Source organism: Neorhizobium sp. T6_25 (genome assembly GCF_002968555.1).
Taxonomy (GTDB): domain Bacteria; phylum Pseudomonadota; class Alphaproteobacteria; order Rhizobiales; family Rhizobiaceae; genus Neorhizobium.
Genome location: NZ_PVBL01000034.1, coordinates 45,509 through 62,682, shown reverse-complemented (window position 1 = coordinate 62,682; position 17,174 = coordinate 45,509). Strand labels below are relative to the sequence as shown.

Genomic DNA, 17,174 nt, shown 5'->3' with positions numbered 1-17,174 from the left:
GGTGGCGGCGGCGGCAACGGCGGTGGTAACGGCAGCGGTAACAATGGCGGCGGCAAGGGCAACAGCAGTGGTGCGAGCGGCGCCTCTAAGGGTAAAACTTCGACCGGCAGCTCACTGAGCGAACCGAATCCGTCAACACGCGACGCTGTTACATCCGCGGGGAGCGCGCTTGAGGTTCGCCATCGTAACGGCATGCAGGAGGTTGTTACCGATGGTCGCTACGTCATGCGCGATAACCGGGGCCGGACAATCGTCAATCGCGCCGCAACCTCCGCGGACCTTGCAAGGATTCGGTCCATGCTCGAATGACCCTAGGAAGGAAGGCCCTACTGCCCGTCGTATAAACGATACTTTCGCACTCGAAATTTCCGCGCGAAACAATGCTGAGGCGCTGGCCGTTTGAGACCTCTCCGCTATTTCTGCTCCAGCTTGGCAGGAAGTCGGACCGAGATGAAAACAGAAGCCACTTCCCATGGACTGTGCATTACGGAGCAAATATCGCTCGCCCCGATCTTGATGACATCTGGCGCTCTTCTCCTCGTCGCCGCCGGATTACTGGTCTTTCTCGCAAGCACGCGGCCTCCGCCAGCCATTTGAGGGTTTAGGGACTGCAACTGCGTCAGACCTTTGACCGTCTGGATCGCGAATGCTCCAGGTGCTAGTTTGACAGATGCTTCAAACCGACAATCAAAATGCCGGCGCTTTTGAGCCCGAAGACTTGCAGATGCTCCAGCAGGTCCTGGAGAAGATCTGCGACCAACGCGGCATCATCAAGTCGTCTGCCCGAGCTGCAGACATCGCAACCGATGTAATCAGTCTTTTTCAGCTTGGGGTTCGGCGTGAGGACCACCTAGTTGAAAGGTTGAATCCTCCGGCTGACGCCGCTCCGTAAAAACACCGCCCGCGCCTTTGGCTTCGGTACCGACGCCTTCGACCGTCCGTCACCGTACGGAAACTATCGTTGCAGCCCCGAGTTCTGGAGCCTTGGCGCCGAACAAGGAGAGGCTGATGCAAAGGTAATTTCTTCATCTCAACTTCCTTCGGGAATATGTAGTCGATCACGAGGGGGTGGAGCTTCCCGATCTGGAGGCTGCCAAAGGTGAAGCTCGCGAGACCATCCGCGAACTCGCAGCGGAGTACGTCAAAATGGGAGAGCCGCTCACGCTGTGGAGCTTTCGTATTTGCAGTGCGAATGACCTCCTTCTGGCCGAGGTCGCCGCGGCAGAGGCCCTGCACGACGTTATCGCACCTGTTTTTAAGGGTCCAAGGAGGCCCGACAGTCAGGTATAACTAACGCACGGCCTCATGCGGTTTTGCGCCGGGAACAGCATCTTCCTTAGGAGTTGGGCTTGCTAGGTCAACGGAGGAAAGCATGCCTCGGTATTACTTCCACGTCCGAACACACGGTGTGCTTGAGAAAGACCCTGAAGGCACCGAGTTTGCATCCGCAGATCTCGCCTATGACGAGGCCGTCAAAGGGGCTCGAGAGATCATGGGAGAGAAGGTTTGCAACGGCGAGATTGTCGATGGCGAGACCTTTGAAATTACCAATGAGAGCGGCGAAGTCGTTGCCACCCTACCGCTCAAGTCGGTTGTCCGGTTCAAGTGACGGCCGGCATATGTGGTCGGGGCTCGGGGGGAACCCGGCCATTCTTCTGCTGCAACTCATCCCCGAGCAAGTTTCGGCGGGCATAGATCCTGTCCAGGAGACCGCCGATGCAGGACCGAGATACTGATGATGTCGAGAAGCAGAAACCCGACGACGAAGAACTAGCAGACCTAACCGCCGCGATCCGCGAACTCCAGCAGAGCTTGAGAGACATCAACGATGCGCTGCTGGGTGAATTGGCGCCGGAAGGCACTGCCTGACCTTTTTAGAAGCCCCACCATCCGAATTTAGCGAGGCGGGACTAAGGGCCGACCGAGGTTGATTTGCCTATCAGGTGCCGCATGTCCGCTGCATGGTAAAAACTCTTTCTCAGTTTTCTGCTTCTGGTCACCCGAGCGTGGACCATTGGGCTCTTGTAGCTTGCCTACCCTTATCCTTATGAGACCGAGGTGCTGGTCGTCGCAATTATCAAGGCGCGGACGACCTCTGGCGGATGCCACGAACGCAGAGTTGAACGGCCTTCTGACGACGCTGAAACGGACGCTGGAGTAACGGCCCCACAAAAAGGCCCGCCGAAGTGGGCCAAGCTGCGGGACATGTCTGGAGTAGGCTGGAACGGAGCGGGGGCGCTCAGCAGCGATGGATAACCGTGCAGACGCCGCGTGAGGACGGCGGGTTGACCTGCGCGTCCGCCATGCTTCGATAGTGGGCGCATCCGGGGTCAGGACCGCCGGATCGGGAGCCCTATATGCTTTTCGTATTCCTGCTCTGGAACGCCATATGATCCGCCAGCGAGGTCCTCCAGCTTTGACCGATCCACGACCTTGATGTTGCCGCGGGTTGCCTTGATCGCGTGGATACCTTCAAGGAAGTGTGTTTGGTCCGTGACGCCGGAGCGGCGTACCCCGAGCATAAGCCCGAGGAACTCGTGGGTGAGCGGCAGGTCGTCGTTTTGCAAACGGTCGTGGCACATCAGGATCCAGCGTGCCAAACGCTCAGGCATGGTGTAACGGGCATTGGCGAGAGCTGAGTGCGCGAGCTGCAATTCGCAGCAATGGACATATCTGAGGAGCACGTCGTTCGCAGAGGGAACCTGTTCGACTGCTGATAGAAGCGCAGATACCGGAACTGAAATTCCGCTTCCCTCAACCTGAATGAATGTCCTGTTCGGGGTCTGGTTCACCTTGAGAAGCACGTGCGCGCCTGCCATGCCATCATGCCCGATATGCCCAACTTCCACCGACTCATCGTCCGAGTTTGTCGCCACCAGCGACGCCAGCCCTCGCTCCAGGAAGTAAACCACTTCTGTCGGCACCTCGGGCGTGACCATCTCGAACTTCAAGGGAAGCTCAACCGGCCGCATGTGGGGTTGCAGCATTTCGAACGCTTCAGGAGGAAGAGCGCGAAGGAGAAGATTTCGAATTCCTGACTGCGAAAAGTCGAACATAGCCCAGCCTCAGCGGGATAGAGCCCGACCTCATGCCGACCGGTGGCGAAGTGTCAGCAATAACAAGTGTATGCGCCAGAATGCCTTGTCCGGCCAAGAGCCGCGGGCCGTTTGTACGTTTCTGACAATCTTAAGATGCGGCGGCCCTGGCTGTGGCCAGGCTTACGTGATCGATGATCTGAACGGCGGCCGAAAAGGAAAGAACGATGACAGTGAAGCCATCCTCATCCGTGACGTTCATGATCCAGGCCGAAACGTCGGTCTCGGTCAGCATAGAACCCTTCAATCGTTCGGCGATGGTCTCGATCGCCTCACTGCGGGCACTCTGAATGTCGGGGTGCTCCGAGCCGACAGTATCAGGCAAGTTGACACTATCATGGAGATTGAAGAAGTACCGGGCCATATGGCTGTCGCTCCTGTCCAGGCAAGAGCGAAACGTGATCTCTCAGCCATCCGCGCCTGTGATCGATGGCGGATGATGAACCCTTGTAGCATATAATGACGTTCTAAAGAAGGCTTGGGGTCAAGCTCGGTTAACGCGTTGCATTCGCACCCATCCGTTGGAAGGGGAAGGCCCGCGTCATTTCCTGAACCGCGGGCTTTCGCGGCCGGGGCTCTTCTGAAGCGCCCAGGCTATCAATTTCTCCAAATTGAGTACGACTACGGGCCTCACTGTTGAGAATACAACCGCCGCACGCGTTCCGACCCCACCTGCCGAACCAATTCGTCGGGAGCGCGTTGGAGGGCAGACAAAAGCTTGGAGGTATCCCTTGAACACGGCTCCGCAATCCAGGCCGAAAAACGGCTTGCTTTCACGGCTTCCACAAGAGGTGTTAGGGCTCATCTTGCCCGGCCTTGAACGTGTTACGCTGCAGCAAAATGATGTGCTCTTTGAGCCGTTCCAGACGATCGAACATGTCTACTTTTTCGAAGGGGGCCTCTCCTCCGAGATCGCCGTCAACGGGAGCTCGAACCGCATCGAAGTTGGCTGTATTGGGGTAGAAGGCATGTCCGGCCTCCCTGTCGTTCTTGGAACCGACAGAACACCTCACCGCAGCTTCATGCAGGTCGGCGGGCCTGCTATGCGGATCAATGCCGCTGACCTTGAGAAGGTGATGGACGGTTATCCCGCCCTCCGCAAACAGCTACTCCGCTACGCGCACGTCTTCATGGTGCAGATTGCAGCGACGGCGCTGGCGGACGGGCGGTATAATGTGAACGAACGGCTCGCGCGCTGGCTTCTGATGTGTCACGACAGGTTGGGGGACGAGCTTGCGCTGACACATGATTTCCTGGCGTTGATGCTAGGTGTGCGGCGACCGAGCGTGACGGACGCTCTTCATGTGCTGGAGGGGGAGCGCCTTATCAAAGCCGATCGAGCCCGCATACAGGTTCGCGACCGATCGGGCCTTGAGCAATTCGCCGGGGAGGCCTATGGGGTCCCAGAAGCGGAGTACCGCCGGCTGTTTTCGAGCTAGTGACCATCCTTCCCACGTTTCCCTTTCTTTCTGACGGTCTCGCTCGTTAGCTCTGCGAGAGCAGCGAATGGATTGAGACCAAAAAGGGCAGCGGATGGTTTCCGCTGGCGGCTGCCGCTCACCGACCTAAACGATCTCGCTGGCCTGTTCGCCGCGGCAGCGGCAGATTTGATCACCGGCCGCAATCACCGGCTATCGTACAATTGATCGTGTCCCTCGCGAAGGGCCTCGGGCTTTCTCTCGTGGCTGAGGGCATCGAAAATCGGACCGAGTGGCAGATGTTGGCTTCACTGGGTTGCGAGGACGGGCAAGGATATTTCTTTGGCAAACCACTTTCGCCTGGTGATCTACTCGCACTCACCGCAGAACTGCCCTGGCTAAGGGCAGCGTAGCGTTTGCCGAGAAAACTGTGGGGCTCGCCGTTCAGCGACGTCATCAACGATATGAAGGCCAGGCAGAGTAGACCAGGGCACTGTCAGCTGATCACCGACTACGAGCAGATTGTTGCCGAACTGAAAGAAGCTCTTGCAATGGTGGCGCCGTCCCGCCTGCACTAGGCCGCCGGATCTTTGGATGCAGTTCGACGCGGTCACCTGTGGGTGGCGTCTCGCCGGCAGGCAGGCTTTTTAGCTTCTGACGGCTTATGCCAAGCAACCTCCAAGTATGGCGGCTTGTTCGCCGCCATACATAATGGCAAGTCTAGGTGCTCAAGCCTTGATGAAGGCCAGTAGATCCGGATTGAGCACGTCGGCATGGGTCGTCAGCATTCCATGCGGATAGCCCTTGTAGACCTTCAACGTACCGTCCTTCACCAGCTTCACGGACCGCTTGCCAGCGTTGTCGATCGGCACGACTTGGTCGTCGTCGCCATGCATGACGAGGGTCGGAACGGTGATCACCCTTAAGTCTTCCGTCTGGTCGGTTTCGGAGAAGGCGCTGATCCCATCGTAATGAGCCTTGGCGCTGCCCATCATGCCCTGCCTCCACCAATTCTGGATGACACCCGGATAGACCTTGGCGTCGGGACGGTTGAATCCGTAGAACGGACCGGCGGGGAAGTCGATGAACAGCTGCGCCCGGTTCTCGGCAACACCCTTGCGAATGCCGTCGAAGACCTCCATCGGCACGCCGCCGGGATTGGTCTCGGTCTTCAGCATCAGCGGCGGTACCGCGCTGACAAGAACCGCCTTGGCAACACGTCCCTGCGGCTGACCGTATTTTGCGACATAACGTGCAACCTCGCCGCCACCCGTCGAGTGACCGATATGAACAGCGTTGCGTAGATCGAGATGCTCGGCGACGGCCGCCGCGTCTGCGGCGTAGTGATCCATATCGTGACCGTCGCTCACCTGAGAGGAGCGGCCGTGGCCACGGCGGTCATGCGCCACGACGCGATAGCCGTTGCTGACGAAGAATAGCATCTGAGAATCCCAATCGTCAGACGACAGCGGCCAGCCATGGTGGAATACGATCGGCTGGGCGTCTTTTGGACCCCAGTCCTTGAAGAAGATTTCAACGCCGTCCTTGGTCGTCACGAAACTGGTAGTCATTGGTTCGATTCCTTTCGGGTTACGGGAGTTTTTCTTTTCAGAAGCCAGGGCCGGCATGGCCAGAGCCAGGGAGATCGTGGTGCCGGTCAGCAAAACCTGCCGGCGCGACATCGAAAAGTCATGGGTCATCGGATGCTCTTTCGAATTGACCGCTAAGCCTTACTCGGCGCCGCGGGTGCTTTCGAATAGGAACCAGGCGCGGCGCTCGGCTTCATCTACCCAGTTTTCGATTAGGCTGGCGGTCGCGATATCGCCATGTTCATCACAGAGATTGTGGGCCTGCTTCATCAACGAAACCAGCGTCAGGTTGTCTTCGCGGAGTTCGGACAGCATGTCGGCAGGGGTGACGAAATCGGCATCATTGTCGAGAAGACGCTTAGTTTTGGAGATATGACCGATCGACCGGATCGTCGTGCCGCCAATCTTGCGGGACCGCTCGGCAATGTCGTCCGTCATCGCGAAGATTTGCTCGCCCTGTTCGTCAAGCATCAGGTGGTAATCGCGGAAATGCGGGCCGCTCATGTGCCAATGAAAATTCTTGGTCTTGAGGTACAGCACGAAGACATCGGCCAGCAGCGCTGTCAACGCGCCAGAGATATCGGCGGTCCCGTTGGCACTAAGCGTTGTGGGTGTTGCGAGAGCCGACTTGCGATGTTTTTCAGCGAGCACGCGGTCCATGATGGTCTCCATTGGGGTTGTGCGAAGTGATGGGAATTTTTTAGATCGGGCAGCGACTCTGCACTATCCTATGCTTGGCTAGTTGAACCCACACCTTGGTATAGTTTCGCATCTCTCTCGCTGAAGTTAGGCTCCGGGGGGCTTCGGCCCTCTTAGGAAGACGCGCTGGGCTCCATGCCCTGGAAGGTCGCGTACCCTCTCCCGAACCTTCGGATTCGCAGTCCGATAAGGCCATCCCGGCCGCGCGGGAATGGCCTTCCCGTTATTGCCTTTATGAGATTGAGTTTACAGCGGAATAGCCGATTTTGGATTGCGTTTTTCTGGCCGGGATGGCTTGATGGCGCAATTGGCATCTATCTGGAAAATTGCATTGCGCTTATTTGATCTTGTAAATCCGAAACAACAGTTGTCACCCTATGAGATAGGGGTTGTCTCTTTCGCTTTTCTGCTTGCGGCAACGCTCTTCTATCTCGACACCTTCACGGACATCCAAAGCGCGCTTGCCACACTCTATGTCATCACGCTACTTCTGTCGGCGGAAACGCTGACGGAAAAAGGGACGCTGCTCCTGGCGGGCGTCTGCATCGGCCTTTCGGCGCTCTCCTATGTCGCAGGCCATGGCATGCAAGGCGACATTGCCGCAGCACTTCGCCTGACTGTGGCCGTTGCCGCCATGGTCATCACCTGCCTCCTGATCATTCGGAACCAGCGTGCGCGTCTTGCTTTGGTTAAATTCAATGCCGACTTGCAGAGCAGCGAGGAACGTTATCGAACGATTTTCGAACAAAGCCGCGTCGCCCTCTGGGAGCGCGACTACTCTCAAATCCGCGCATTGTTGATGAAACTTCGTGAAAACGGCGTCTCCGATCTGCGGGTTCACGCTCGAGACAATCCCGCTTTCGTCGCAGATTGCATCGCTCGCATCCCTACCGTCGCCGCGAACGCAGCCGCACTTGAACTGCTCGGCCACGTCGATGCGGGGAACATCAGCTCGATGCGCGGCTATATCGCGCAGGACGACGCAACTTTTCTTGAGTTGATGGTGGCAATATTCAATAAAGAGGATTCCTTCGAAGGCAAAGGCTCCATCATCACCAGTGACGGCACAACCAGGTTTGTGTTGCTGACGGTCGGCTTTCCAGAAGATGTCGCGAACTTCAACCGTGTCATCGTCGGCATGTTCGATATCACAGAACGGGAGATGGCGCAGAAAGCACTGTTCGAAGCCCAAGCGGAGTTCGCGCTCGCATCACGAGCAGCAACTGTGGGCGCACTTTCTGCATCGCTTGCACATGAACTCAACCAGCCGCTCGGCGCGCTTGTCGTCAATGCGCAAACATTGCAGCGCTGGCTTGATCGCGACCCGCCGGATTTGGCGGCTGTGTCCCGATCGGCTGAGCGGATCGTCCGCGACAGCCAGCGCGCCAGCGACATCATTCAAAGCACCAGGTCTTTGCTGAGCGAGCGCACCCCGGTCCTTGAGCCAGTGTCACTAACCGATCTCGTTAGCGAGACGCAAACGTTGATGGAGAGCGAGTTGCTCAGAAACGGGGTCATGGTTGAAATAGCGCCCGCAAACAACGTGCCCACCGTCAACGCTGTCCGGATAGAACTGCAGCAGGTGCTGATCAACCTCATCACCAACGCTGTCCAGGCCATGGCGGCATCGCCAGAGGACCATCGAAGAATATCGGTGACAATCGAACTGGCAGAAAACCAGAGCGTCAGTGTCAAGGTCCGCGACAGCGGCCCTGGCCTTAGCCCCGAAAACCTCCAAAACCTGTTCAAACCATTTTGTACCACTAAGGAAACCGGCCTTGGTATGGGACTTGCCATTTGCCGTAGTATGCTCGAGGCCCGCGGAAGCACATTGACCGCCGGCAATCACGCCGAAGGCGGCGCTTTGTTCGAAATGATCGTACCGATCGAGGCTGCCCATGAATGATGCCAGAATGTCTCTCAAAGGCCAGAGCGGTGAAACCCCCGTAGTCTATGTCGTTGACGACGATCCCTCGATCCGCGAGGCTCTGGTCGATCTTTTCCTGTCTGTCCGAACGGAAGCACAGGCATTTGAAAGCGCTCAAGAGCTGCTGGACAAGGCCGATCTCAGGCGGCCGGGCTGCATTTTACTCGACGTAAGACTGCCGGGCGCCAATGGTCTCGACTTCCAGCTTCATCTGGAAAAGGTTGGCAACCAGATGCCGATCGTCTTCATGACCGGCCATGGCGACATTCCGATGACCGTGCGGGCGATGAAAGCCGGCGCGGTGGATTTTCTTAGCAAACCGTTCCGGGATCAGGATATCCTAGATGCGGTCGCCTTAGCTTTCCAGAAAGACCGGGACCTGCGCCAACAGTCTGCGGCCAATGGGGCCGTTACGGAACTGGCCAAGACATTGACCCGTCGCGAACACGAGGTCATGGCGGCTGTCGTCAAGGGACTGATGAACAAGCAGATCGCTTTCAGCCTTGGCATCAGCGAAATCACGGTCAAACTCCACCGCGGCAATGTGATGCGCAAGATGGAGGTCCGCTCGGTCGCAGATCTGGTCCGCAAAGCCGAGCTGCTTGGTCTGTGAGTGGCAAAAACCTAGACCCTTGTATGGTACAAGGAACGGTCTCGAAGGAGCATATACGGGTTGTTGATCCAACACGGCAAGGCAAGAGAAATTGTACAAAACACCAGTCATAGCCATCGTCGACGATGATCGGTCGATCCGCGAAGCGCTTGACGATCTCATTTTATCTTGCGGCTACCAAAGTCGGCTGTTCACGTCCGCCGAAGAGTATCTTGCTGCTGAGGATCGCGCCTCGATCGATTGCATGCTCGTGGATGTCAAAATGCCCGGTCTCACGGGAATCGAGCTGCAGGCTTTGCTGAACGAACAAAATACGCTGAAGCCCCCAATGATCTTCATGACGTCCTATAGCGACAACAAAACAAGGGCAACGGCGATGAACGGCGGCGCTTTTGCCTTTCTCGGCAAGCCGGTGAACTTTAACCAATTGGTCCAGTGTCTCGAACAGGCGCTGAAGCACTGATTCACGCGAACACGGAGCATAAATCCATGTCGAACGACTGTTCTCACACATCGACGATCCGCTCGGTCCGCCCCATGACGCTGGGCTGCGAGGAGTGCCTTGAAACAGGCCAGGCGTGGTTTCATCTCAGGCTATGCCGCGAGTGCGGCCATGTCGGGTGCTGCGACCAATCCCCCGGTCGTCACGCCACCGCACATTTCCATGCCACGCGCCATCCGATCATCGAGGGTTACGATCCGCCGGAAGGATGGGGATGGTGTTTCATTGACGAGACCATGGTCGCACTGCCGGACCAGACCCCGCAGCGTGGCCCCATACCGCGCTATTACTAGACCATCTCAAAACGGCAACCGATTTAGGCACGTATCAAGCCAGGGGAAAAATCGATGGCGGATCTCAGCGCAAGGCAACACCAGATGTTTCCGGAGCTGAACCCTCGTCAGGTCGAGACGGCCAAACGTTTTGCCAGTGGCGAGCCGCGGCATTTCGAAGCTCACGAATCCATCTACAAAGTCGGCGATCACGCAGCACCGGCCTGGCTGGTGCTGGAAGGGTCGATGGATGTCTTTCGCCATGAGGGCCTGTCGCATGAGGCACCGATAACCACCCATGGTGTCGGTCAGCTGTCTGGTGAAGTCAATCAGCTTTCCGGCCGTCCGACACTGGCCGGTGCACGAGCCGGCGCCGATGGCTGCACCGCCGTTGCGTTCGATGCAGCCCATATTCGCGCCCTGGTGATCGGTTCGGCGGATGTCGGCGAGATTATCATGCGCGCCTTTATCCTGCGCCGTGTTGGTCTGATCGATTCTGGCGCAGGTTCCGTTCTCATCGGGGCTGCCGGCAATGCAGCGCTGTCACGCCTCCAAGCGTTTCTCGCCCGCAGTGCCTTTCCCTATATCGTGCTCGATTCTGCCAGTGAAGGCGAAGGCAGTGCTCTGATCGAACGCTTGGGCATCCTCGCATCCGAGTTGCCGCTGATGGTTTGCCCTAATGGAACGGTGCTGAAGAACCCGACCGACGCGGAAGCCGCAGCATGCCTTGGAATGACGCCTGAACTCACGCCCGGCAAGCTTTATGACGTTGCCGTTGTCGGCGCCGGACCGGCGGGCCTGGCCACCGCCGTATATGCCGCCTCCGAAGGGCTTGACGTCATCGTCATCGACGAACGTTCGGTGGGAGGACAGGCAGGCGCTTCCTCACGCATCGAAAACTATCTCGGCTTCCCGACCGGCATATCCGGCCAGGCACTGGCGGGTCGCGCCTATAACCAGGCACTTAAATTCGGCGCTGAAATGGTATTGCCCGTGGCGGTCGATAGTCTGATCGCGCCCGAACGCGACGCCGGTGTGCTGACGCTGGAGCTGGCAGGCGGAAAGGCCGTGACTGCGCGAACGGTCGTCATTGCCTCCGGTGCGCACTACCGGCGCCCGGATATCGCCAACATCGAAAGCTTCGAGGGCAATGGTATCTCCTATTGGGCTTCTCCAATAGAAGCGAAACTCTGCGCGGGCGAAGAAATCGCCCTGGTCGGTGGCGGCAATTCGGCCGGCCAGGCCATCGCTTTTCTCGCACCTCAGGTCAAGATACTGCATCTCGTCGTCCGGCGCGCGCTCACGGAGACGATGTCGCAATATCTGATCGACCGCATCAAGGCTTTGCCCAATGTTGAACTGCACATGCATTGCGAAGTGGGCGCGATCGAAGGCGGTCCTACGGGCGGCCTGAAATCCGCCACCTTGCGCAACCGGCTGGATGGAAGCGACCAACAGCTGTCACTTCATCACCTTTTCCTCTTTATCGGAGCCGATCCCAATGCAGGTTGGATCAGCGACCGCGTTCATACCAATGAGAATGGCTTTATCGTTACGGGCCAATCGTTCGATGCGCTTTGCAGCTTTTCCCGCAAGCCACTGCCGCTGGAAACCAGCCTACCGAATGTCTTCGCCATCGGCGATGTCAGGGCCGGATCGACCAAGCGGGTGGCGGCCGCAGTTGGAGAAGGTGCCGCAGTTGTCTCGCAGATCCACGCGGCGCTCAGCCTGATGAAGACCTCGCACTGAAGCATCCGACATTGCTCCATTCCAAACGACCCGCTGAAGATGCCAGCGGGTCATTTGTCATTCTCTCACGTGCTAGCTAGCCGTGAAGGTGCCAGCGGAGCTCACGACGGATATCGCGTCTATTCCTTGTTGAACGATTGGCTGGCTGTCGTCATCTTCGCCGCTCTCCTTGCCCTGGCGACGGGTTCCGCCGGGACTGACGCCGGAGCGGCGAACGTTGTGGGCTGTTGGAGGCGATACGTCACGATCGTCGTACAGGGCCTGACGCTACCGCGTGTAGTACGACGAAGTGTCTCCGTGCATGATCGCCATAGATTGCCGTTTCGAGGGTGTGATGTCCTATCGGCGAAGCGCACGGCAACCCTGCCACAAAGCGTCCGGTTTCGCACAGAGCCGCAATAGACATTCCAAAAAAGAGCCGTTTGCGGTACATTGGTGCATCTAAAGTTTCAGTCATCCTGTTGGCTCATCAGCGGCCGGATTGTTCCGGGCGCTGATGCCAGGATGAATGACCGAGACGGTAACTGAGACGTTACGGCGTGCCGCTTGGCATTTGTTGCGACAGCGGCCAAACGAGGTCTTTCGAAAGGCTCCGACAACGTATCTTCCGTTCATACCGAACCCTGAGGCGCCGCTCGACCAAAAAGCGATCGCCTTCTGTGTGTCCGCCCACGTCAGCCGTTTGACACACGCAAAATGGGCGACATCAATCAGCATAGCAAAAGGTGCGAGCAATGACTTTCTCCGAACCAGCGACCAAGTTCAAAATTCCGAATTCGAAGAAGGTGAGATGCGTCGTCGATTTCGCCCGGCGCCACCGCCTCCATGTAAAAGAGCAGTCGCAGCTTCTCAAGCTTTTAGGGCCGATGGCCACCGAGCAGGAGCTTCTGATGAACGTCCGTAAGGAACTCAACCTACGCTAGCTCCGCTAAAGCTTGCGAAGCCCGCCGGCGTCGGTCGATCTTTCGGTTTCCGTCTTTTCGTGCTTCGCACGCAAACGGATGGCACGATCAGCCTTTGCAACAGCCTCGTCGCGGTCCCTATCCGTCTGCTCAGGAGATGATCGTGCATCGTCACTCCCACCTACTGGTGCTACATCCTACTCGTTTGAGTGCCCCTGCGCCTGACGTTCGGGGACTCCTGCGAAGGGAATGGCCGTGGTGGCCGGAATGGTGCCAGTCATGAGGGTGCGCCTCGTAAGGCCGGAGCGTGCGGCGTGCTTGGATGAAGACATGGTGCCTTTTTAAAGATGGTGCGAGGACAGCGATGGCGCGTTGATCCCGGCCCTGCTCTGCCAAAGCGCTAACAGATGGCCACCTCGCCAGTTCCAGGCCGGCCAAGGATTATATTTCGACTCTTGGCAGTGATAGATCGCTTCCTCAAAGCTGATGCTTAACGCCGTCTCCTTTTGCCTGAACGCGGGCGCTGCTCGGCAGTTTTGGTCACGATAAGATGGAGACAGTAGTGCTCCCGATGATACCGGCGCCCGCGCCTGTGGTGATAGGGACTTTACCGTCGAGCCTTCCAGCCATCAGCATGATCTCCTTTGACCTGCGCGAACCGCGGTCGAAGATCAAGGTTCCCAGACTGCAACCCTATGTCATCACTAACTTGCATTGTGGCAGCTTCGAAAAGGTCCAAAGGCGATCTGATCGGCATGCCGCTCAATATCTTCGCGGCGGTGACCACTGTATTCGTCGCCTCGAGTGGAGGATTAGATCAAGCTCGGTGTTGATCGATCCGAAGCCGTGGATGCGGTTGAGTGAAGACAGGAGGAAGGTAGCTGCCGCTAAGTTCGGTGCCATGCGTCCTTATTCCTATCCGCGTACGGCAAGGCCGGTAATCTCCTATCTTCGTGGATGGAGCCGCGGCCACACATGTGCTTGTTGTTGACGCGCGACTGCGGCACCCACGGCCATCATCCCAAGAGCAAAAAGCCCTAGCACAAGCGGCCGCGACTTACTCAGCCGTGATGACAGTCCACCATCAATATGGGCGGAATCGATCGATGCTTCATAGAGGTTTCCATTGCTGCCCCGAACCGTTGCCGCGCGCCGGAAGTACATGCTCATGAAGCGGCCAAGCGCTCGCGCTACCAGGTTTGGTGCCAGGAGATGCGCTAGCCGCGTTGCATTGGCGACCATTCCGACGGTGGTGGTGGGCCGGGGATGATGGGCGACAAACACGATGGCGGCCGCGACCTGGCGGGCATCCAGCAAAGGAGGCGGAGCTGATACTTCACGATTGACGTAGTTGGCGCCATGCTTAATGCCGGGCGCATCGACGAAAGCGGGATAGATGTCGCAGACATGGATATCCGGCTTGTCGGCGAGCTCTGCTCGCAAGGCTTCGGAAAAACCGCGAAGGCCGAACTTGCTGGCGCTGTAGGCGGTGGCAAAGGGCGCCGCGGCGAACCCGCCAAGCGAGATCATGTTGATGAATACGCCTTTTCGCTGTCGCAGGAAGATCGGCATGACGGCATGGGCGTCGTTGATGTGACCGATCAGGTTGGTCCTGATGATTTGTTCATGCGCCTCGATCGGCGTCTCTTCGAAGCGCCCGACCGCGCCCACCCCGGCATTGCTGATCCAGACGTCGATCCTCCCGAGCGTCTCCGCCTTTTCGGCGAGAGCTTTTACTGCCGACGCATCCGTCACATCGGTCACCACCGTTAAAGCCTCACCACCGCGTCGACGGCACTCCGCCGCAACCTTTCCCAGCGCATCTGCGTTACGAGCGGCGAGCACGAGCCTGCTGCCCTGATCTGCGAAAGCCTCGGCCGTGGCTTGGCCGATCCCGCTGGACGCACCGGTAATGACAATGACTGCATCTTTAAGGTCGATCGGCATTCGTTTCTCCGTGGGAGGGCGAGCTATCTGCGGTGTATGAAGTTGCAGACTGACTCGCCCCAAGTTCAGGATCGAGATAGCCCACGAACACGCACGGGATGAGCAAGTTCCAGGCCCGGTACCGTTCCTGGGCGAACTTTGAGGCGCGATTGACCTTCAGGCGCAATCCGCCGTCGCAGTGGGGCATTCGCCGCGGTCTGTCTTACCGGAGCCCGCGCAGCGGTGGCGGATATTTCCGCCGCCGGCTTCCGCAGAGACCATAATTTCTAGGAGCTCAGTGCCAGGAACCGGACCTGCCGGTAAACTCGAATCAGCGCGACTGCCGGCAATGCATCAGGCCGCTAAAATCGGTTACCGCTCGACGAATTTATTGAAGCGGCTCGTTTTCCCGTCCTTCGTCTTATCCTGGTAAAGGAAAGCAAGCTTGTTCCTGTCGAAGATCTGGAAGAATTCTTCCCAGCCGATCTCGTCGAATCCCTCTTCCTTTTCACCGAAATCGATGCGCAGGACGCCGCCTTCCTTACCGCTGCGGATCACCGACGCTCTGCCCTCGCGGTCTTCCGCCCATTTCTGTATCGTCTCGTGATCGGTCGTCGTTTCCGAGCTGCTCATGCTTTTTCCTTCCTGTTCGAATAGATCAGGATCGCGGCTGGGCCGGCCCCTTTTGCTCGACCTCCTTATCATCCTTCGGCTTGGCGCCGCCGCCTTGACGACCCAGTTCCTTGTCGATGACCTCACGTGAGCCTTCGGCTGGCTGCTTATCCTTCGGATCTACCATGATGACCTCCATTGGCGAGCCTCACCAAACCGCGTCCGAAGGCCGAAGTTCCACCCGTTCTGAGCGAGGCCCGAAAACAGAGGCGTGAAAACTCGAAGACACCCTTTGTGTGCTGAATGGCAAAGTGAAAATCACGACCAGCCGGCACTGCGGCGCGATCTCTTCATAAACCTCACCTGCTTGCGACGGCACTTGGCCCGACATTTCGCTAATAAGGGATCGCACGCCCTCATCATTCCTCAGGTAAAAGCCGGCTCTGTTTCCAGTCTTGACAGGGGCAAGACGTTGGCCGGAAAGCGGCTTCGATGTCGTCCTGGGTCAGCCCGATGCGCGCTAGCGCTTCATCGTGCACTGATCCGTCGGCTCGCTCTCTTTCTCCAGCGCGCCCATGACCGTGAAAGCTCATCGATTGTCATCCCCTCTAGACATGACACCAGATCGCCAACCGGTTCCCGTGTGATCTCCACAATGTCCCTCGTGACAGTCCCTTTTGCCGCTCTCGAACATGCGGCCCCGACGAAGTTCCAAGGCAGGGAACTTGTCTGCAGATCGGCAGTTTGCGCTTTGGTCGAAATGGGGGACCTTCCATGAAAACCCTGATCGGCGCTGCACCCAAGACCGAAGACTTCGTGATGAAGGCGGCCAGCAGTGACATGTTCGACGTCGAGTCTAGTAAGCTTGCCTTGGAACGGTCCGCTGATCCGACCAAAACGTTTGCGCAGCAGATGCTGACCGATCACCAGAAACGAGGCCGGCGCTCGAGCATCACTTAAAAATGGCGACCGATCTCAACAGATAGCGCCGACAATTCTCGGCCACCGCCCCCGATGAGGGCGACGGCCCAGTACTTCAGTATCACAGACCCCAAGAGGAGCTGATGACAACATACCCGCCGCTCAACGTTCTCAAGCCAGTTGGAGATCGCATCTGGATTGTTGATAGCGGACCACTTCATGCGGGTGGTGTAATTCCGCTACCGGTGCGAATGACGGTCATGCAGCTAGACGATGGCGGCCTTCTCCTGCACTCGCCGACGCACTGCGACGCGCGCCTTCGCGAAGAGCTCCAAAAGCTCGGGCCCGTTCGGCATCTCATCGCCCCAAACAGCGCTCACTGGAGCTTTGTAAAAGACTGGCAGGCTCATTTTCCTGGCGCGCTGGCATGGTCGGCGCCGGGTCTGCGAAATCGACGACAGGTGAAACGTGCGGCTATTGCATGGCACGACGATCTCGGCGTCTCATCCCAGTCCTTGTGGGCGCCGGAGATCGAGCAGATCGAAGTCCCGGGCATCGGCGGGTTTCGAGAGGTCTGCTTTTTCCACAGTCCGAGCAGCAGTCTGATCCTAACCGACCTCGTCCAGAACCTGGATCGCGATCACACGTCGGTCCCGATGCGCTTGTTCTCGAAACTTGCCGGCAGTCAGGAGAAGGCTCCGATTTATCTGAGACTGGTCGTGAAGCTGAAAGGAAAGGATGCCAGAGACGCTGCTGGTCGCCTGATGTCGCTTCAGCCAAAGCGGGTGATTTTCAGTCACGGCGCATGGTTTGAAGACGATGCTGACGCACGATTGCGTAAATCGCTCGACTGGCTGATCTAGTGGGCGGTTAGTCTGGCGCCGTCGCTTCCGAGACGAAAGGCAAGTTCCTCGATCACTCGGGGCAACCAAGGAGCGCGTATCGCTGC

18 protein-coding genes and 3 pseudogenes are annotated in these 17,174 nt (G+C 57.9%); 14 read left to right on the top strand and 7 right to left on the bottom strand.

Going from position 1 to position 17,174, the window contains the following annotated elements:
- The 4 genes and pseudogenes from C5L10_RS34200 to C5L10_RS34005 form a co-directional block, all read left to right on the top strand.
- A pseudogene (locus C5L10_RS34200) lies at positions 1-309 on the top strand (hypothetical protein); the annotation flags it as partial.
- Positions 310-1,056: 747 nt separating this feature from the next.
- A pseudogene (locus C5L10_RS35125) lies at positions 1,057-1,290 on the top strand (hypothetical protein); the annotation flags it as partial.
- An 82-nt stretch (positions 1,291-1,372) separates the two neighbouring features.
- Positions 1,373-1,609: a hypothetical protein gene (locus C5L10_RS30110; protein ID WP_105432683.1), complete on the top strand. Its 237-nt coding sequence runs from the start codon at positions 1,373-1,375 to the stop codon at positions 1,607-1,609.
- A gap of 107 nt (positions 1,610-1,716) precedes the next feature.
- Positions 1,717-1,869, top strand: coding sequence for a hypothetical protein (locus C5L10_RS34005; RefSeq protein WP_172717265.1), 153 nt, complete (start codon positions 1,717-1,719; stop codon positions 1,867-1,869).
- 461 nt (positions 1,870-2,330) lie between these two features.
- On the opposite strand, the gene C5L10_RS30105 is transcribed toward C5L10_RS34005, so the two are convergent.
- Positions 2,331-3,056, bottom strand: a complete 726-nt coding sequence (locus C5L10_RS30105) for a Crp/Fnr family transcriptional regulator (RefSeq protein WP_105432682.1) — start codon at positions 3,054-3,056, stop codon at positions 2,331-2,333.
- 130 nt (positions 3,057-3,186) lie between these two features.
- Positions 3,187-3,459 (bottom strand): hypothetical protein, encoded by a 273-nt coding sequence (locus C5L10_RS30100; protein ID WP_105432681.1) that lies wholly within the window; start codon positions 3,457-3,459, stop codon positions 3,187-3,189.
- A gap of 367 nt (positions 3,460-3,826) precedes the next feature.
- On the opposite strand from C5L10_RS30100, the gene C5L10_RS30095 reads away from it, so the two are divergent.
- Positions 3,827-4,534, top strand: a complete 708-nt coding sequence (locus C5L10_RS30095) for a Crp/Fnr family transcriptional regulator (RefSeq protein ID WP_105432680.1) — start codon at positions 3,827-3,829, stop codon at positions 4,532-4,534.
- A gap of 71 nt (positions 4,535-4,605) precedes the next feature.
- Positions 4,606-4,926: an EAL domain-containing protein gene (locus C5L10_RS35120; protein WP_105432679.1), complete on the top strand. Its 321-nt coding sequence runs from the start codon at positions 4,606-4,608 to the stop codon at positions 4,924-4,926.
- Positions 4,927-5,241: 315 nt separating this feature from the next.
- Here C5L10_RS35120 and C5L10_RS30085 read toward each other — a convergent pair whose 3' ends face one another.
- Together C5L10_RS30085 and C5L10_RS30080 are read right to left on the bottom strand one after the other, a co-directional pair.
- Positions 5,242-6,213 (bottom strand): alpha/beta fold hydrolase, encoded by a 972-nt coding sequence (locus tag C5L10_RS30085; protein ID WP_105432678.1) that lies wholly within the window; start codon positions 6,211-6,213, stop codon positions 5,242-5,244.
- A gap of 30 nt (positions 6,214-6,243) precedes the next feature.
- Entirely contained in the window at positions 6,244-6,762 is a 519-nt protein-coding gene (locus C5L10_RS30080) for a Dps family protein (protein ID WP_105432677.1), read from the bottom strand.
- 337 nt (positions 6,763-7,099) lie between these two features.
- On the opposite strand from C5L10_RS30080, the gene C5L10_RS30075 reads away from it, so the two are divergent.
- From C5L10_RS30075 to C5L10_RS30050, 6 genes are all read left to right on the top strand, one after another.
- On the top strand, positions 7,100-8,707 hold the full coding sequence (locus tag C5L10_RS30075) for an ATP-binding protein (protein WP_105432676.1): 1,608 nt from the start codon (positions 7,100-7,102) through the stop codon (positions 8,705-8,707).
- A complete protein-coding gene (locus tag C5L10_RS30070; protein ID WP_105432675.1) occupies positions 8,700-9,341 on the top strand; it encodes a response regulator transcription factor in 642 nt (213 codons plus the stop codon). Before C5L10_RS30075 ends, C5L10_RS30070 begins: the two co-directional genes overlap by 8 nt.
- A gap of 91 nt (positions 9,342-9,432) precedes the next feature.
- Positions 9,433-9,804, top strand: a complete 372-nt coding sequence (locus C5L10_RS30065; protein ID WP_105432674.1) for a response regulator transcription factor — start codon at positions 9,433-9,435, stop codon at positions 9,802-9,804.
- A 26-nt stretch (positions 9,805-9,830) separates the two neighbouring features.
- Positions 9,831-10,136 carry a UBP-type zinc finger domain-containing protein gene (locus C5L10_RS30060; protein ID WP_105432673.1) on the top strand — a complete coding sequence of 102 codons (306 nt, stop codon included), beginning with the start codon at positions 9,831-9,833 and terminating at the stop codon, positions 10,134-10,136.
- Positions 10,137-10,190: 54 nt separating this feature from the next.
- A complete protein-coding gene (locus C5L10_RS30055; protein WP_105432672.1) occupies positions 10,191-11,864 on the top strand; it encodes an FAD-dependent oxidoreductase in 1,674 nt (557 codons plus the stop codon).
- Between the two features lie 734 nt (positions 11,865-12,598).
- Positions 12,599-12,787 carry a hypothetical protein gene (locus tag C5L10_RS30050; RefSeq protein ID WP_105432671.1) on the top strand — a complete coding sequence of 63 codons (189 nt, stop codon included), beginning with the start codon at positions 12,599-12,601 and terminating at the stop codon, positions 12,785-12,787.
- 924 nt (positions 12,788-13,711) lie between these two features.
- On the opposite strand, the gene C5L10_RS30045 is transcribed toward C5L10_RS30050, so the two are convergent.
- From C5L10_RS30045 to C5L10_RS34000, 3 genes are all read right to left on the bottom strand, one after another.
- A complete protein-coding gene (locus C5L10_RS30045) occupies positions 13,712-14,713 on the bottom strand; it encodes an SDR family oxidoreductase (protein ID WP_105432670.1) in 1,002 nt (333 codons plus the stop codon).
- 351 nt (positions 14,714-15,064) lie between these two features.
- A complete protein-coding gene (locus C5L10_RS30040; protein WP_105432669.1) occupies positions 15,065-15,325 on the bottom strand; it encodes a hypothetical protein in 261 nt (86 codons plus the stop codon).
- A gap of 25 nt (positions 15,326-15,350) precedes the next feature.
- On the bottom strand, positions 15,351-15,491 hold the full coding sequence (locus C5L10_RS34000) for a hypothetical protein (protein ID WP_172717264.1): 141 nt from the start codon (positions 15,489-15,491) through the stop codon (positions 15,351-15,353).
- 587 nt (positions 15,492-16,078) lie between these two features.
- Between C5L10_RS34000 and C5L10_RS30035 the strand changes: the two are divergent.
- Positions 16,079-16,237, top strand: a pseudogene (locus tag C5L10_RS30035) (DUF4142 domain-containing protein); the annotation flags it as partial.
- 131 nt (positions 16,238-16,368) lie between these two features.
- Positions 16,369-17,088: a DUF4336 domain-containing protein gene (locus C5L10_RS30030; protein WP_105432667.1), complete on the top strand. Its 720-nt coding sequence runs from the start codon at positions 16,369-16,371 to the stop codon at positions 17,086-17,088.
- Positions 17,089-17,174: the final 86 nt, after the last annotated feature.

Excerpts from the sequence above, each read along its gene's own strand:
- C5L10_RS30060 (WP_105432673.1), top strand. The coding sequence starts at position 9,831 with ATGTCGAACGACTGTTCTCACACATCGACGATCCGCTCGGTCCGCCCC.
- C5L10_RS30040 (WP_105432669.1), bottom strand. The coding sequence starts at position 15,325 with ATGAGCAGCTCGGAAACGACGACCGATCACGAGACGATACAGAAATGG.
- C5L10_RS30050 (WP_105432671.1), top strand. The coding sequence starts at position 12,599 with ATGACTTTCTCCGAACCAGCGACCAAGTTCAAAATTCCGAATTCGAAG.
- C5L10_RS30070 (WP_105432675.1), top strand. The coding sequence starts at position 8,700 with ATGAATGATGCCAGAATGTCTCTCAAAGGCCAGAGCGGTGAAACCCCC.
- C5L10_RS30080 (WP_105432677.1), bottom strand. The coding sequence starts at position 6,762 with ATGGACCGCGTGCTCGCTGAAAAACATCGCAAGTCGGCTCTCGCAACA.
- C5L10_RS30045 (WP_105432670.1), bottom strand. The coding sequence starts at position 14,713 with ATGCCGATCGACCTTAAAGATGCAGTCATTGTCATTACCGGTGCGTCC.
- C5L10_RS30075 (WP_105432676.1), top strand. The coding sequence starts at position 7,100 with ATGGCGCAATTGGCATCTATCTGGAAAATTGCATTGCGCTTATTTGAT.
- C5L10_RS30110 (WP_105432683.1), top strand. The coding sequence starts at position 1,373 with ATGCCTCGGTATTACTTCCACGTCCGAACACACGGTGTGCTTGAGAAA.
- C5L10_RS30105 (WP_105432682.1), bottom strand. The coding sequence starts at position 3,056 with ATGTTCGACTTTTCGCAGTCAGGAATTCGAAATCTTCTCCTTCGCGCT.
- C5L10_RS34005 (WP_172717265.1), top strand. The coding sequence starts at position 1,717 with ATGCAGGACCGAGATACTGATGATGTCGAGAAGCAGAAACCCGACGAC.
- C5L10_RS30085 (WP_105432678.1), bottom strand. The coding sequence starts at position 6,213 with ATGACCCATGACTTTTCGATGTCGCGCCGGCAGGTTTTGCTGACCGGC.
- C5L10_RS30055 (WP_105432672.1), top strand. The coding sequence starts at position 10,191 with ATGGCGGATCTCAGCGCAAGGCAACACCAGATGTTTCCGGAGCTGAAC.
- C5L10_RS30030 (WP_105432667.1), top strand. The coding sequence starts at position 16,369 with ATGACAACATACCCGCCGCTCAACGTTCTCAAGCCAGTTGGAGATCGC.
- C5L10_RS30100 (WP_105432681.1), bottom strand. The coding sequence starts at position 3,459 with ATGGCCCGGTACTTCTTCAATCTCCATGATAGTGTCAACTTGCCTGAT.
- C5L10_RS34000 (WP_172717264.1), bottom strand. The coding sequence starts at position 15,491 with ATGGTAGATCCGAAGGATAAGCAGCCAGCCGAAGGCTCACGTGAGGTC.